This window comes from Francisella sp. SYW-9, from assembly GCF_008711465.1.
Lineage (GTDB): Bacteria > Pseudomonadota > Gammaproteobacteria > Francisellales > Francisellaceae > Francisella.
Genome location: NZ_VXKQ01000010.1, coordinates 1 through 16,443 on the forward strand (window position 1 = coordinate 1; position 16,443 = coordinate 16,443).

Here is a 16,443-nt window from a genome sequence, read left to right on the forward strand (position 1 = left end):
ATATGACTATTCAAAATACAATTATTTCAGAAGAAGAAAGGCTAACAAATCTACAGACTTATTGGTAAATAAATTTTACTACTTCTAAATATTATTTCATATCATTTATATAATAATTTCACATAGGATAATTAAAGATGTTAAGCTTTAAAGAATATTTTATTAATTTGAAAAATAAACAGACTACCATTGTCACAGATTGCGAATATAGTTTTATCTATTTTTCGAATCAAGGATATAGAGTTGTTGATTATAAACTTTTTAATGGTGAAAAAAGTAGTGAAGTATTGTTTATAGCTACTACCTTTGAAGCATTTAAATATTTCTTAAATAAAGAAATTAATAGTTATGTATTAGTGCTATCTCTACTAAAATTTGATAAATCAATTGAGTGTTTAAAATACAGTTTTAATAAGCTTTTGAATACAAATATTGATGCAAGTTTAATTGAAAGAGGAAAATATTTTTCGTTGATAGACTCAAGTAAGGAGTTCTCTTTAAAATATAACAATTCTATACTTAATATTGATATTAAAGGCGAGCTCTATCTTACATCAAAAGATATATCATTAAAAAAAGGGATAAAATATACAGTTCCTGAACTTTTTGAGGCAAGCTTTGTTAGTTTTGGTGATTTTAAAGCTAATTATAACTTAAATGGAGTTTTCCCGTTTCAAAATATAACATATGTTTGTAGGAATGATCAAGTTAGGGAAATTTTTGAACCTTCATTGCTAGAGTTAAAATCTAAGTTAAAAAGCAGTAAACAAAATAATTATTTACATATTAAAGATAATGTAGTTATAGATATTAAAGTAAATAATATGAGTTATAGCTTATTTAGTAACTATCCACTTTCAAAGTGGGGAAATGTAGTTGAAGTTGCAATGGGCGTTAATAAATATCTAGGTAATATTAATTGGGATGTAAACTCGCCCATGAACGAAGGTGTAGATGGATTTCATTTAGGTATTGGTTATGGTATCGATTCGCCTCATATAGATTTTATTTTGCATGATAAACAATATAGTTTAGATTTCTTATAAACTATATTAAGGTTTTTTAACATAGCAATATTAAAATAACTCCATCTGCCTATCATCAACTTCTCCAAGGCGTATACCAATACCCATTAAACGAATGGGATAGTTTTGTTTCTTATGTAACTCAATTATTAGATTTTTAAGAGCTTCTTTATCTAGAGTTTTAGCAACTCTAGCCATACTAGTTTTATTAAACCTGGTATCAGTAAATTTTACAAATATACCTACGATACTTTTATAATGCTCTTCTGACATTCTGCTAGTTAGCTTATCATATAAACTAGGCAATTTTTCTAGACAAGCTTCTAAAGTCTTTAAGTCGTCTAGATATGTATTTTCAACACTTACAGATTTGCGAATACGGATAGGGTTAACTTCTCGGTTATCAATACCTCTAGCATAGTTATATAAACTAGCGCCAAATTTACCAAATTTATCTAGAAGCGTATTTAGACTAATGTGCTGTAACTGTAAGCATGTCTCAACCCCCATGCTTTTTAGCTTTTCTTGAGATACTTTACCAACACCAAAGAGCTTTTTAACTGGTAAATCTTTTATAAAGTTATCAACTTGTTCAGGAGTTATGACATATAGTCCGTTTGGTTTATTTATATCGCTAGCTATCTTTGCCAAGAGCTTATTTGGAGCCACACCAGCTGAGCCAGTTAGACCAGTTTTATTAAATATTTGTTGCTTTATAGCTTGAGCAATTAGAGTTGCACTATTTTTATATTCTTGTACATCTGTGACATCTAGATATGCTTCATCAAGAGATAGAGGCTCGACTTTATCTGTAAAAGAGTGAAATATCTCTCTAATAATACTAGAAGCGGCTTTATATTTGGCAAAATCTGTATTTAGAAGTATTAGGTTAGGACATTTTTGTAGTGCAATAGATGTGGGCATTGCAGAATGGACACCATATTCACGCGCGATATAGTTACACGTGGAGATTACACCTCGCTTAGGATTTGTACCGCCAACTGCAAAGGGTTTATCTTTTAAGCTTGGATTTGCTTTTTCCTCCACCTGAGCAAAGAAGTAGTCCATATCAAAGTGTATGATTTTTCTTGTCTTTTCCATGACGATTACTTATAAATATCTGCAAATTCATCTATAGTTGCATCTTCTTGCCAAAAGTATTCTATCTCGATACTTTTTTGCTTAGCAACATTATAACCTAATAAATCTGCAATAAATCCTAAACTCATATCTATACCGGCACTAACTCCTGAGCTTGAGTAAATATTACCATCTTTTACCCATCTAGCTTTATCAATCCATTCTACCTTTGGAGCTATAGATTTTGTCCAGTTTAGAGCTTTCTTATTTGAGGTAGCTTTTTTATTATCTAGTCGATTTGTTTGTGAAAATAAAGAAGATCCCGTACAAACTGTAAGTATATATTTAGCATTAGCTGCTAACTTGGTTAGTTCTAGTATTAGCTTTTTATCATATACTAGTTGGCGAGTACCTATACCTCCAGGTATAAATAATATATAGTCTTTTGATCTTATTTGACTAAGCTTTTTAGTAGCTATCGAGACATTTTGACTGCTAGTAATATTTCCACCTTCTAGAGAGTAATAATCAAGCTTAAAATGTTCTTTAAAACTTCCTAAGACTTCTACGGGACCAAAAACATCTAAAGTCTCAAAGTCATTAAATAATACAATTACTATATCTGCCATTTTCTGAACTATTAAATACTAGTTTAATGCTAATGATTATATCATGAGCGCTGAGAAGTTACTTTTTATAAACTTTGAATAATGTAAACTTACAAAAACATATATGACTAAATAAAATATAGCGTACAATATAATTCTAAGTTTTAAAATTAGATTCTACGATCATACTTCGACTCTGCTCAGCAACCGATTGTAGAATTGTAAGCTAAATTTTCTTTTGGATTAATTATAAATAGTTTTTTAACTATCAATTTGACTTAAAAAATACTAAAGGAGAACATCAAATATGATGTTAATAATTATTAAGCTAATACTATCTGTATCAATGGTATTGGGGCTTATATATATTTCAGAGAAAAGTCCTCGATTAGGTGGTTTATTTTCTGGTTTACCTTTAAGTGTAGGTATATTCACTTATTTTAATGCTAAACAAAATGGCATTGAGTTTTTAGTTAGTTCTATGCCTTATGCAATCGCTGGGTTTGCTAACATGCTGTTATTTACAATAGCATTTTATCTTGGAGGTAAACTCTTTATAAAGAGTCGTTCCTTAAATACTGCTAGTGCGTTAATAATTGCGTTGATTGTTTATTTTATTAGCGGTTATTTAGTAACTTTACTAGATCTAAGTTTATTATTAGGTTTTGTAATATTTATATTTTCTATGATCGCTAGTATTATTTTCTTTTCTCAAATACCAAAGAATGTAAACATCACTAAAAAGAGTATTTCAAAACCAATTAATGGAATCATTATAATTATATTTAGAATTATTTTTGTCTCAGCTGTAGTTCTATTAATAACTGGTGTATCTGGATATGTGGGACATCAGTGGGCTGGAATATTTTCATCTTTCCCTGTTATGTTAGCTTCAGTAATTACGGTATTAATCTTTAGCTATGGTGATCAAATTTATCCAAATGTACTTAAACACTTCTCATATGGAGTATCCACTTTAGTGATATATGATCTATTAATTTTCTGGCTATACCCAATAATAGGCATTAATTTAGGTACAATAGTCGCTTATATTATTTGTTTTATTTATTTACTATTTCTAAATAAGTTAAATCGCTAACTAATCTTTAATAAACTCCTTTTATATATATACTTAGTGTATATAATTTATGTAATTAAATATTTATATTAAAAACTAATGATTTTCTTTAAAAATGTATCTTATCAAGTTGAGATAAAAGAGCTCTTTGATAGTGTTAACTTTTCGATTTTCCCAAACCAAAAGATAGGTTTAGTAGGTAAAAATGGTACTGGTAAAACTACGCTTTTTAACTTAATACAGGGTAACTTGACTCCTGATAAAGGTGATATTGAGATTGCGAAAAATACTCGTATAGTTACCGTTAAACAAGAAGTCGATGATTTTGAAGCCAAAGTAATTGATTATGTAATTAATGGTATAGAATCTTTAAAACAGCTAAAAATAAAGATGCAAGAATCATTAGCAACAGAAAATTTTGTAGATTATTCAAAATATCATGAAGAGTATGAGTCTCTTGGAGGTTATGCTATAGAGTCACAGGCGGGTAAATTACTTTCAGGTTTAGGCTTTAGTATTAGTCAGTTACAACAAAAAGTAAAAGAGCTCTCAGGTGGTTGGCAGATTCGTCTAAATTTAGCTCAAGCTTTATTACAAGAGTCAGATATCTTGCTACTTGATGAACCTACAAATCACTTAGATTTAGATGCAGTTTTGTGGCTTGAAGAATATTTACAAGAATATAAGGGTTCTTTATTACTTATTTCACATGATAGGATTTTCTTAGATAATGTTGTTAAGCAAATATTTCACATTGAGAATAAGAGTATAGCTACTTATACAGGTAATTATTCATCATATGAAAAGCAAGCTTATGAGCAACAAGTTCTACAACAAAAACAATTTGAAAAGCAGCAGAAACATATTGCACATTTACAAAGCTTTGTTGATAGGTTTAAAGCCAAAGCATCTAAAGCAAAACAGGCTCAAAGTCGTGTTAAAATGCTTGAAAAAATACAGCGAGTTGAGGCAGTTAAGACTGAGTCTGATTTTAGTTTTGAATTTAAGCAAGTCAAAGAGCATTTAGGTGGCACTTTAGTTAGCCTACAAAATGCTGATCTTGGTTATGGTGATAAAAAGATCTTAGATAATGTAAAGCTAAATATCTATAATGAGATGCGTATAGGTCTTTTAGGTTTAAATGGTGCTGGTAAATCAACTTTGATTAAATCTCTAATTGGCGAGATTGATATTTTATCAGGAAAGATTGAAAAACATCCAAACCTTAGGGTAGGGTATTTCTCGCAACATTCATTAGATATGCTTGACTCTGAAGCTTCACCACTATTACATATGCAACGTTTAGATTCTAAAGTTACACAAGAAAAACTTAGAACTTTTTTAGGAAGTTTTAATTTTGTTGGTGATAAAGCCTTAGCAAAAGCTGGAACTTTCTCTGGTGGAGAAAAAGCACGTTTAGCTTTAGCAATGATTGTTTATCAAGAGCCAAACTTTCTTTTACTTGATGAACCAACAAACCATTTAGATATTGGTGTGCGTGAAGCCTTAACTGTAGCGCTACAAAGTTTCCAAGGAGCTATTATTTTAGTTTCACATGATAGATTTTTATTAGAGTCAACAGTTGATGAATATATGCTAGTTGGTGAAGGGCAAGTCAGAGCTTTTGATGGCGATATGAAGGATTATTATAAGTATATTCTTGAGGTCAAAAAAACAGAAAATAAATTACCAGACTTATTTGTGCAGTCTAATAATAATCATAAAAAACAAACTAGAAAATTATCACTAGATAAGCGTAAACAGTTAAAGCCACTAGAGGATAAAGTTAAAAAACTTGAAAAAACATTAGATAAATTACAAAAACAAGATTTACAAATGCAAGAGGCTTTACAAGATCAAAGCTTATATGATGATAAAGCAAAACTACAGCAAACTTTAGTTGAGCATTCAAAACTAAAAGAAAAAATAGAAGAAACTGAGTTAGAATGGTTTGAAGCTTTAGAAAATGTAGAAAAATTAAAAGATAGTGATTAATACTCTTCACAAACTTTAGGGTTTGTATTATGATAGGTTATTATTTAAGGTTCTAGAGTGCTATTTAAAATGAATATTCAACAAGCTAAAAGTGAAAAAACTAAGCAAACAATACTTGAAGCAGTTTATCAAATCGTTAGAGAAGAAGGGGTGCATGCTGTATCTTCTACTAAAATTATCAAGACAGCTGGGATTAGTAAAGGCAGATTTTTCCATCATTTCCATCAAGTCGAAGATTTATATTTATATGTTTTGGACAAATATATTGAAAAAACAGAAGCTGTATCTCCACAAAATTTTAAAAACTTTAGGGATTTTGTTTCTAGTTATATTAAATATAATGTTTCTATACTAGAGGAGTCTCCGGAAGAAGTTGCTATTATATTTTACTTTTTTGGATATAGTCAAAGTAACTCTAAATATCAAGCTAAGTTTAGAGAAATATTAAAAAGCTCATTTGACAAATGGATGAGTCAAGTTTCTATTTATTTTGAATCTCGACTTTCAGAAGAACAAAAGGATCGTTTATTACGATTACTAGATATGTATGTTTGTGGTTTAGGCTTTCATTACTTAATTTGGCAAGATAAAAAACTATATCAGAAAGTTAATGAAGACCTAATTGACATAGTCTCTAATTTTTTTGATCAACAATAAATTTATTTTGATAAATAAATGTAAATAAAAGATTAGTTATTGATATGCTTGATCCCAATTACCAGTTAAGCCAGCAACTTCATATTCTGTAACACGGTTTTCAAAGAAGTTTGTATGGTCTGCGCCATTTAATATCCATTCTAACCAAGTTAGAGGGTTTTTCTCAACATTATATATTTCATTTAAACCTAACTGATTTAAGCGTCTATCAGTAATATGGCGAATGTATTTTTTTACTTCATCAGCATTTAGACCTTCAATAGTTCCTATCTCATAAGCTAGATCAATAAATCTATCCTCAAGCTCTACAGCTTGAGTAGCCATTAGGTAGATTTCTTTTTTAAACTCATTATCTACTATATATGGGTTTTCTTGGCAATATATTCTAAATAATGCGGCATTACCTTCTACGTGCATCGATTCATCACGAATTGACCACTCAACTACTTTACCCATCCCTTTCATTTTACCAAAACGTTGGAAGTTAAGTAGCATTGCAAATGATGCAAATAGAGCTACACCTTCATTAAATACTGTTTTAGCTAAACATAGTCCTAAACCACGACGAGTCGATGGATCAGCATCCATCATAAATTCAATCTTATCTGTCATCGCCTTATATTCTAAAAAAGCATGATATTCAGAATCAGGAAGCCCTAAAGTATCATTTAGTAGAGCATATGCTCTTTGATGAATACCTTCACGAGCTGCAAATGATCCTAGCATATTGCGTACTTCATTATTTTTAAATGCAGGGATAAATTGATCATAATAGTTTTGACCAACTGCCACATCAGATTGTGTAAATAATCTTAAAATATTTGTTATATATTCTTTTTCAATTTTTGTGATTTTACCATTCTTCCAATCAGTAACATCTTCTGAAAGATCAATTTCATCTTCAATCCAGTGTGCTTTTTCATGTTTAACTGTCAGATCAACTGCCCAAGGATAGCTAAATGGTTTATATGTTTTTGAAAATGTTGTTAACGATGAACCTTTAACTCTAGCTATAACCTCACCAGCTCTAGCCATAAGATTATCATAGCCGCCAATATGTACATCACCTATAAATATTTGTGGTACAGTTCTAATATGCTCTTCAATAAGCAATATGTTTTTATTTACTTCAGCATAGAATTTAGCTCTTTTTTCATCATCATCAAGAGTAATCTGTGTAAAAGGGATATCATTTGCACCAAACCAGCTTTTTGCAAGATCACAAAAAGGGCAGTTTGTTTTTGTGTATATTTTTACTTCCACTATATTTTACCTATATTTTACTTAAGATTTTATTAGCATTAGCTTTTAATTCTGTAAAGCCACCAATATGTTCACCATCAACAAATATTTGCGGTACTGTTGAAATAGGGTAGTTGACTTTACCACTTTGATTCATCTCTTCGTAAAATTTAGTACGTTGAGCATAATCATCCATTACAATTTCATCAAAAGCTATATCATTATCGTCAAACCATTGTTTTGCCCATACACAAAAAGGACAACCATTTCTACTATATATTTGTACTTTCATATTTATCCTTCGCAAGCGATACATTCATTTTCAGACTGTTTTAGTTCAGAAAACTCGACAAGTCTTTGTTTTTCTACTTTTTTAGAAATATTTTCTGCTCTATTAGAAGTTTCTGTTCTTAAGTAATATAAGCCTTTACAACCATATTTCCAAGCATTAAAGTGAACTTTATGTAAATATTCTCTAGATGCTCCAGCAGGGAAGAAAATATTCAAAGATTGTCCTTGGCATAGGTATCTTTGACGTTCTCCACCTAAATGTACAACCCAATCTTGATCCATTTCAATAGCTGTTTTAAATACATCTTTTACTTCTTTATTTAAGAAGTCTAGTTGTTGTACAGAACCACCATTTGTAATAATGTCAGACCAAACTTCTTCATTGTTTCTACCTACTTTCTCAAGCTCTTGCTCTAAATATTTATTTTTTGTTAGGTGTGAGCCAACTCTTGTTCTAGATGTAAAGGCATTTGCCTTCCAAGGCTCAATACTAGGAGAAGTATTAAGAATTAGAGAGCTATTGGCATTTGGTGCAATAGCTAATAAATGCGCATTTCTACGACCACTACCAGCCATATCAGGAGATTCACCTTTTTCTTTACCTAAAATTAGTGTTTCCTCAACAGCTTGATCTTTTATTCTCTTAAATATATCTTCATTAATTTCTTTAGCTTTTTGAGATTCAAAAGCTACGCGGTGTTTTTGTAAGTATGAGTGAAAGCCCATAGCGCCAAGACCAAGACTTCTTTCACGAGATGCGCTATATCTTGCTTTAGATATCTCATCACCAGCATGATCAATAAAGAATTGTAATACATTATCTAGGAATCTAATTAAATCTTTAATAAGAGTAGTATCTTTCCATTCATCATATTTTTCTAGATTTACAGATGATAAGCAACATACAGCTGTACGGTTTTCATCTGTAACTAAATGTATCTCATTACATAGGTTTGAACCTTTAATAGTCAAACCAAGTTCTTTCTGAGATTTTGGTAATGCTCTATTTGCAGTATCTATAAAGTTTAGGTATGGTTCGCCTGTACGATAACGAGTTTCAAGTATTGTTTCCCAGATTTTACGAGCTTTAACTACATCTCTAACAGTTCTATCATCAGGATCAACAAGCTTCCAGTCTTCATCATTAGCGACTGCTTGCATAAAGTCATCTGTAAGGTTTACAGCATGATGAAGGTTTAGACATTTTCTATTAACATCACCAGTAGGTACACGAATCCCTAAAAATTCAACGATATCTGGATGAGATACATCCATATAAGCAGCATAAGATCCTTTACGAGTTTTTCCTTGTCTATAAGCTACCATATCAGCATCTACTGTATGCATAAATGGTATTGGTCCAGGAGCTTTATCTGAGACTGCTCTAACATTTGACCAATGTCCACCAACACCACCACCTTTTACAGATAACCATCTTAATTCAGAAGAGTGTTCGATAAGTCCTTCTAATGAGTCTGGCACATATGATAAGAAACAGCTAATAGGTAGTGATTTAACTTTTGCGCCTGGTAAAGGGGCATTAGAAAGTACAGGCGATGCAAACATAAACCAACCGTTAGATGCAGCATCATATATGCGCTGTGCTAAATTAGTATCACCAAACGAGTATGCTACAGCAGCTCTAGCAAAAGCATATTGAGGAGATGGTTCATTCTCCAAGCAATAGTAGTTTGTAAGGAGCTGCTGAGCTTGCTCTGAAAGCTCACGATCTTTGGATACATTTATATTAATGCCAAGATAGTTTTTGTCAGACATAGTAAAACCTACTTTAATATATTTTTAATATTGAGAATGTATACTAATATGGTATACATTCGAATTTATATGTAAAATTTTATCAATTTTTTAAGATTTTAAAATACTAAATAGTTAAATATTATTCTTGACTTTGTAGAATGAGTTTTAAGATGTAGATTGTATAAGGATTAGTTAGATCCTTAATAAAAAATTTATTTTGCTAAAATTTCAGCAGCAGCTTTATTTAGTTCTTTAACTGCATCGATAGATATCTGTAATTGCTCTCTTTCTTTATCAGAAATCTCAACTTCTACAGGTCTTACACCGTTTGCAGAGATCTCAGTAGGTACACCTACAAATAGATCTTCATCTAGACCATACATGCCAACTTTAACTTTAGCAGCACATGGTAGAATCATTTTTTTATCTTTAAGATAACTTTCTGCCATTTGAATACCAGCAGCTGCAGGAGCATAGTAAGCTGAACCAGTCTTAAGTAAAGCTACAATTTCACCACCACCACTTCTAGTTCTAGCAACAATTGAATCTAATCTTTCTTGCTTTAATGAACCTTCTTTTACAAGCTGCTCTAGTGAAACACCTGCTATATTAGACATTTTAGTAAGAGGTACCATAGTATCACCATGACCGCCCATTACATAAGCCTGAACTTGTTGTACAGAAACATTTAACTCATCAGCTAAGAAAGTTCTAAATCTAGCTGAATCTAAAACACCTGCCATACCTACTATTTTATTATCTGGAACACCAGAGAATTTTTGTAGCATGTTAACCATAATATCTAGAGGGTTTGTAATACATATTACAAAAGCGTTAGGGCAGTTGTGTTTGATGCCTTCACCAACAGATTGCATTACTTTAATATTGATACCTAAAAGATCATCACGAGACATACCTGGTTTTCTTGCAACACCAGCTGTTACAATTACAACATCCGAGTTTTCAAGATCTCTGAAGTCATTAGTACCTCTAACTTTAAAATCAACGCCTTCAATAGGACAAGTTTGTAATAAATCAAGAGCTTTACCTTGAGGCATGCCTTCAGCGATATCAAATAAAACCACATCGCCTAGTTGTTTGATAAGTGCTAAATGAGCAAGTGTACCACCAATGTGACCAGCACCGATTAGTGCTATTTTTTTTCTAGCCATTAAAATCTCCTTTTTTATGCTAAAAAGTGAATACTAAGAAATATGACTATAATTATACATAATTATTTGCATGTTATTCAATGAAAACTTTTGTAACAACTATAGTTTATATTTATAATGGTATTTAAATAAATTTATCTATTTATATATGCAAAAAAAATATACTCAAAATATAGGCTTATACTTAGGTATTATAGGTCTTATTATATTTATGTTTGGCCTAACTGAGACAAATATTTCTGAAAAAAATATAATTGTATTAGTAGCAACATTTTTTTTATTTATTTCAGCTGCTATACAGAAAGAACCATTTTTTAGTGGTTCACAGGCTATAGCATTTATTAGCGCTATTATGGTATTTTTGCAGGTACAAAAGATATATAACTTAGGGGTTTTTATATTTCTAGTAGTTGCATTTTGTATTTATTATTTTAGTAAGCATAAATTAAATATACCAAGAGTATTTGCATTTATCGGTTTAGTGTCTTTATCTTTAGGTATACTTTTAGGTAGAAATGAACCTATGGTTGTATGTGGAATTGTTTTAGCAATTTATGCCATATTCTCTATAAAAGAAGGCTATAGTGTAGGTTGGGTATTTTTAATACTTAATATTTTATTTGCAATAGTTGCAGCAAATGCACTATATGGGTTTTATTAAACTAGGAATTTAAATTATGAGAAAATTATCTTTTTTAGATAGAGTTATTGAAGAGATTGATAGTTATGCAAGATTTACAAAAGCTCCTTTAAACCCTAATAGGAAATCTCCAAGTAGTAACACAGTAGATGGTAAATTATCTAATGATGAAAAAAAGCATGCTGCTGGCTTAATGAGAGTTGATTATACTGGCGAGATTTGTGCTCAAGGTTTATATAGAGGGCAAGCTAGTGTAGCAAAATCAGCTGAAACTAAAGAACATTTATATCATGCAGCTGATGAAGAGTATGATCATCTAGCATGGTGTGGCGAAAGGCTTCAAGAGTTAGATGCTAAGCCTAGCTTACTTAATCCTTTTTGGTATTGGGCATCATTTGGTATTGGTGCTACAGCAGGGTCAATAAGTGATAGTTTAAGCTATGGATTTGTTATTGAGACAGAAAAACAAGTAATGAAACATTTAGACTCACATTTGAAAAGTTTGCCTGTAAATGATAATCGCTCACGTGAGATACTTAAACAAATGTATATAGATGAATCTGAACATGCTATTGAGGCAGAAAAGGCTGGAGGTAAAAAGTTACCAAAGCCTGTTAAAGTAGTTATGAAATTACAATCAAAAGTTATGACAACTCTAGCGTATAGATTTTAAATTTTACAATCTTTAAGCTCTAGACTATAAACTTGACTTTTTAGTCTTACTTTCGCAGCTATAGCTTCTCTATGTAACATGGAGCTGCTTTTATATGAATTATCCATATAGTCTCTATAGCCCCCTTCTCCTAGCATATATGCTAAATATAGATCAAAGCTATTAGAGGTTTTTATGTGGAGTTTATGAGCTAGTTGTGCCATATACCAATCTATAAATTCAACACTATCATTGAAATCATTACGTTTAGCATAAGGCTCAACGTCCTTCTGAAAGATTCTCCATGTACCATCCACTGCCTGAGCATAACCAAATGCAGAAGAGTGTCTATTTTTTGCATTGGCATGAAATTTTGATTCTTGATGTATAACTGCTAATGTAAAAGCTGGTGAGATGTTATATCTTTTATCAGCTTTTATTAAAGAATTCCTCCAACTAGGATGATGCTTTAATACTTGGCAAATATTCCTGCTTAATAAAGATCCCTCTTTAGCCAAAATACCTGTGATGTTTATAAAGAGTATACTAAATACAACAATTATTAAGCTTTGCCTTTTCATATGACATTTTAGATTTTACAGTTTTTAAACTGCGATTGGTAAACTCTTGTATAGTTACTAACTTTTTCGGCTATTTTTTTATCTTCTTGTATTTTTGCTTTATTTTTAAATGTGCCAGCTTTATAACGTTTAAATCCAGTTGCACCAAGCATATATGCCATATATAAATTTTTGCTATCTGTCATACTTATTTTTAAGCTCTTTGATAACTGTGCCATGTACCAGCCTATAAATTGAACACTATCATTAAAGTTATTACGTTTAGCACTTGAGTTAACATCTTGTTGGAAATGTTCCCATGTACCATCAACAGCTTGAGCATAACCGTAAGCTGAAGAGTATTTACTCTTAGCATTTGCATCAAATCTAGATTCTTGGTATATAATCGCCATAGCAAATGCAGGGGGTAGGTTGTATTTATCTTGAGCTATTTTTAAAGATTTTTTCCAACTAGAGTGCTGAGCTAATATTTCACAAGGGCCCATTTTATCGTCAATCTTTGTCTTTTCAGAACAGCTTGAGATTATAATGATCAAAAATATTAGTAATAAGTATTTAAAGTTAAAAGTTTTTTGCATATTAAATTTAAATCAACTGCTAATACATATAAGGGTAAATTATATAGATATACATTTCTAGGGATAATGAAAATATTTAATGATTAAAATCATCTCCTATAATTGATTTGATAACAATCCCTGCTATAGTTAGACCAAATAAAGATGGCATATAACTTAGAGTACCGTTTGTAGCTCTAGATCTACCTTGTTGGTTTGGTTCAGGATCTTTAGGTGGTAGGGGAGAAATACCTTTTTCTGTAGAGAAAACTGCTTTTATACCTTTTTTAACTTTTTGCTTTTTAAGACGAGTACGCATAGCTCTTGCTAATGCACAAACATCTGTCTTATAAATATCGGCAACTTTTATCTGTGTAGGGTCAGTTTTTCCTCCAGCTCCCATGCTTGATATAGTTTTTAATCCTAATTCATGCGCAGTTTTTACTAAGTTGACTTTAGCATTTAGTGTATCTATAGCATCTATAACATAATCGTATTTAATTTGAGTAAGTAGTTCATTAGTATTTTCTGGATTTATAAAAGTTTCTAAAGCATTAACATTACATTCTGGATTTATATCTTTTATGCGCTTTTTCATAATTTCAACTTTAGGCATATCAATAGTACTTTGTAAGGCTATAAGTTGACGGTTAATATTTGATGGATCAACAACATCCATATCAACGATTGTTAAATTACCAACACCTGCTCGTGCTAGTGCTTCTACAACAAATGATCCAACTCCACCACAACCAGCAATAAAAATGTTAGCACTTTCTAACCTTTCTATACCTCGATTATTAACTAAGATGCCTGTTCTTTCTGTAATTTCTTTAATCATATTATGAGTAAACCCTATTCATATCATTTATATAATTATACGCAAATAAATTAGCATAAACTTCTCCAGTTACATGATCTATCTCATTTATATTAAGATTAACTGGCAACCAGTCAATGCTACTGGTTAAAATTTTATCATTATCTAATACAAAGCCATCTACTATCGCATTAGCATTTTTCATAAATTTATCATAGTTTAAAGGAGTAACAACAGAGTCTTCCTTAAGAGCAAATAAATACATAGGAGTTCTAGTTTTTTTGCCTTGATTTATAATATCTGCTTGTTTCATTGCCTTTATTAACTCTTTATTTGTAAATATTTTTTGGTTAAATAAGTCATACATGGAGTTGTTACCAGTAGGTATACCATAGTGCGAAGCAGATTTTTGATGAGGATATTTCTTATATAATGCACTATTAAATATTGCATTAGCAAAAGCCGTATTAGGTATATGTTTTTGTAGAAAAAGATTAGCAAATGTATAGTGCTTACCTTGAAGATTACACTTGTCTTGAGAAAAAGTTGAGCATTGCATATTAAAAAAGGTATTATCGAAATCTTTCAAGCTAATATCTTTTGAGGTATTTCCATAGTGTAAATAACTCATAAAAGTGTTAGACATTAGTCCAGGCTTTAAAATAGTTGTGATTAGCTTGCTATGTATAGCATATTTATCAGAATCATTATTATCAGTCATAAAGTTTAGTGTAGTTTTACTGATATCATAAGCACCACTTAGACCTGCAGCAGCTCTATATATATATAAATTATTTAACTTATTAACACCTTTACAATTACCTCGCCAGCCTAAGCATTTTGCGCTCCATATAGAATAAGCCCCACCTTCTGAATATCCTACAGAATAAAGGTTTAAATGTTTATTTTTAGAAAGCTTATATTTTTGGCGAATATCTTTACTAACATTATTTAACAAATCAACAGCAGTATTTACAGTTTGTCTTGGATAGAGAACATATGGATGGAAGTTTTTATAATCATCTCCTTGTCCTATATAGTCTGGAGCAACGACAATATAGCCATTAGCTGCATAAATAGCTGCGTAAATTGTATTAAAAAGCGAACTTGTTTTATTCTCTTTACTTAAATTAGAAGGAACTCCAGCATTATCAAAGACAGTTGGGTGATAGTATATGACTACTCCTTTTGGATGCTCTGTTTTAGGTAACATTAATAGTCCTGAGACATCAGACTTAATTTTGCCAGTAGCTGGAAAAGAGTTTGTTGTACTATAAGTTACTTTATTTAACTCAATATTTTTAATATTCTTATTAGCTAGAGATTCAACATTGATACCATAATTCTTGACATTATGTATATTTCTTTGGCAATCCTCTTTAGAAAGCTTCTTATTGCAAAAATATTTTGTTAGATAGTTTTTTTCAACATCTTGAGTTTTCCATATAGTTGTATCAACAATCTTTGTATAACCTAATGAAGATATTAGAATTAAACTAATCAATAAAGCAGTTTTTTTCATAGCTGTAGATATTTTTAAAAATATAGAATATATTTTATCAATTATTTATATTAGGTGTCTTATTTTTTTAGTTTAAGTCTATATTTCTCACATCAGTGACAGTCATGCCTGCTTTTAACGCATTTATCAAACCAGGGACACCATCTTCAAAGACATGACATTCATTATTTTTAACATTATATTTCTCAGCCAATAAGGTAAATGCTTTTGGAGAGTCTTTACGAGGGTGATTATCATCAGCAGTAATGATCTCATCAAATAAATCTGTAAGATTTAGTATATCTAAAGATTTGTATACATTATCTTTTTTACCTCCTGATATTACAACCATAGGTGTTTTTTTATAGTAATGCTTAACTAGATTAACAACTGGTTCAATAGGTCTTGTATCATTTAGCAGTTTATGAGAAGTAGTTTTGATCTCCTCAGCAATAGAAGGTATTTGCTCATTATTAAACTTAAAAACTTCATTTAAAATAGTTTCGCTTGGTAAGCCATTATATTTTTCTAGGTCAATTGCTGTGATAGTAATATTTTTTTTACTTAAAACATCTATCCAAGCATTAGTATGTATATGCATGTTGTTTGCAATAGTTCCATCGCAATCAAAAATTAAAAGCTTAGTATTTTTATGAACAGGTAAAAGCATAGTTTTTTATATTGTTACATTCAGTGCAGAATATTATATACAATAAATATTGTTGACATAAGAGTAATTAATGCGCAAAATTAGTATCGTTAATTTTGATAAATAACCATAAAAGT

Annotated in this window: 17 protein-coding genes; 6 read left to right on the plus strand and 11 right to left on the minus strand. The window is 30.7% G+C overall.

The features are described from left to right. Positions 1-137: 137 nt before the first annotated feature. Positions 138-1,046: a hypothetical protein gene (locus F3D62_RS05980; RefSeq protein WP_150467341.1), complete on the plus strand. Its 909-nt coding sequence runs from the start codon at positions 138-140 to the stop codon at positions 1,044-1,046. Between the two features lie 30 nt (positions 1,047-1,076). Here the strand turns inward: F3D62_RS05980 and dinB are convergent, their stop codons facing one another. Further along, on the minus strand, positions 1,077-2,126 hold the full coding sequence (dinB, locus tag F3D62_RS05985) for a DNA polymerase IV (RefSeq protein ID WP_150467342.1): 1,050 nt from the start codon (positions 2,124-2,126) through the stop codon (positions 1,077-1,079). Between the two features lie 5 nt (positions 2,127-2,131). Next, positions 2,132-2,734, minus strand: coding sequence for a DJ-1/PfpI family protein (locus F3D62_RS05990; protein WP_150467343.1), 603 nt, complete (start codon positions 2,732-2,734; stop codon positions 2,132-2,134). Positions 2,735-3,020: 286 nt separating this feature from the next. Between F3D62_RS05990 and F3D62_RS05995 the strand changes: the two genes are divergently transcribed. The 3 genes from F3D62_RS05995 (at position 3,021) to F3D62_RS06005 (ending at position 6,443) form a co-directional block, all read left to right on the plus strand. Beyond that, on the plus strand, positions 3,021-3,812 hold the full coding sequence (locus F3D62_RS05995) for an MFS transporter (protein WP_150467344.1): 792 nt from the start codon (positions 3,021-3,023) through the stop codon (positions 3,810-3,812). A gap of 78 nt (positions 3,813-3,890) precedes the next feature. Continuing rightward, on the plus strand, positions 3,891-5,786 hold the full coding sequence (locus tag F3D62_RS06000) for an ABC-F family ATP-binding cassette domain-containing protein (protein WP_150467345.1): 1,896 nt from the start codon (positions 3,891-3,893) through the stop codon (positions 5,784-5,786). A 69-nt stretch (positions 5,787-5,855) separates the two neighbouring features. Next, the gene (locus F3D62_RS06005) at positions 5,856-6,443 is read left to right on the plus strand and encodes a TetR/AcrR family transcriptional regulator (RefSeq protein WP_150467346.1); all 588 of its coding nucleotides are present in this window, start codon (positions 5,856-5,858) and stop codon (positions 6,441-6,443) included. 36 nt (positions 6,444-6,479) lie between these two features. Here F3D62_RS06005 and F3D62_RS06010 read toward each other — a convergent pair whose 3' ends face one another. From F3D62_RS06010 to mdh, 4 genes are all read right to left on the minus strand, one after another. Continuing rightward, the gene (locus tag F3D62_RS06010) at positions 6,480-7,709 is read right to left on the minus strand and encodes a ribonucleotide-diphosphate reductase subunit beta (RefSeq protein WP_150467347.1); all 1,230 of its coding nucleotides are present in this window, start codon (positions 7,707-7,709) and stop codon (positions 6,480-6,482) included. A gap of 7 nt (positions 7,710-7,716) precedes the next feature. Beyond that, positions 7,717-7,977 carry a glutaredoxin domain-containing protein gene (locus F3D62_RS06015; RefSeq protein WP_150467348.1) on the minus strand — a complete coding sequence of 87 codons (261 nt, stop codon included), beginning with the start codon at positions 7,975-7,977 and terminating at the stop codon, positions 7,717-7,719. A 2-nt stretch (positions 7,978-7,979) separates the two neighbouring features. Beyond that, the gene (locus F3D62_RS06020; RefSeq protein WP_150467349.1) at positions 7,980-9,752 is read right to left on the minus strand and encodes a ribonucleoside-diphosphate reductase subunit alpha; all 1,773 of its coding nucleotides are present in this window, start codon (positions 9,750-9,752) and stop codon (positions 7,980-7,982) included. Between the two features lie 194 nt (positions 9,753-9,946). Next, positions 9,947-10,906, minus strand: coding sequence for a malate dehydrogenase (gene mdh, locus F3D62_RS06025; protein WP_150467350.1), 960 nt, complete (start codon positions 10,904-10,906; stop codon positions 9,947-9,949). 148 nt (positions 10,907-11,054) lie between these two features. Between mdh and F3D62_RS06030 the strand changes: the two genes are divergently transcribed. Both F3D62_RS06030 and coq7 read left to right on the plus strand, forming a co-directional pair. Beyond that, a complete protein-coding gene (locus F3D62_RS06030; RefSeq protein ID WP_150467351.1) occupies positions 11,055-11,567 on the plus strand; it encodes an MFS transporter in 513 nt (170 codons plus the stop codon). 16 nt (positions 11,568-11,583) lie between these two features. Beyond that, positions 11,584-12,219, plus strand: a complete 636-nt coding sequence (coq7, locus tag F3D62_RS06035) for a 2-polyprenyl-3-methyl-6-methoxy-1,4-benzoquinone monooxygenase (RefSeq protein ID WP_150467352.1) — start codon at positions 11,584-11,586, stop codon at positions 12,217-12,219. Here the strand turns inward: coq7 and F3D62_RS06040 are convergent. From F3D62_RS06040 to F3D62_RS06060, 5 genes are all read right to left on the minus strand, one after another. Beyond that, on the minus strand, positions 12,216-12,779 hold the full coding sequence (locus F3D62_RS06040; RefSeq protein ID WP_150467353.1) for a transglycosylase SLT domain-containing protein: 564 nt from the start codon (positions 12,777-12,779) through the stop codon (positions 12,216-12,218). The genes coq7 and F3D62_RS06040 overlap by 4 nt on opposite strands. Before the next feature lie 8 nt (positions 12,780-12,787). After that, complete coding sequence (locus tag F3D62_RS06045; RefSeq protein WP_150467354.1) at positions 12,788-13,357, minus strand: transglycosylase SLT domain-containing protein; 570 nt, start codon at positions 13,355-13,357, stop codon at positions 12,788-12,790. 76 nt (positions 13,358-13,433) lie between these two features. After that, on the minus strand, positions 13,434-14,177 hold the full coding sequence (locus F3D62_RS06050) for a ThiF family adenylyltransferase (RefSeq protein ID WP_150467355.1): 744 nt from the start codon (positions 14,175-14,177) through the stop codon (positions 13,434-13,436). Between the two features lies 1 nt (position 14,178). Further along, on the minus strand, positions 14,179-15,678 hold the full coding sequence (locus F3D62_RS06055) for a lysophospholipase (protein ID WP_150467356.1): 1,500 nt from the start codon (positions 15,676-15,678) through the stop codon (positions 14,179-14,181). A 67-nt stretch (positions 15,679-15,745) separates the two neighbouring features. Continuing rightward, positions 15,746-16,327 (minus strand): HAD family hydrolase, encoded by a 582-nt coding sequence (locus F3D62_RS06060; protein WP_150467357.1) that lies wholly within the window; start codon positions 16,325-16,327, stop codon positions 15,746-15,748. Between the last annotated feature and the right edge of the window lie 116 nt (positions 16,328-16,443).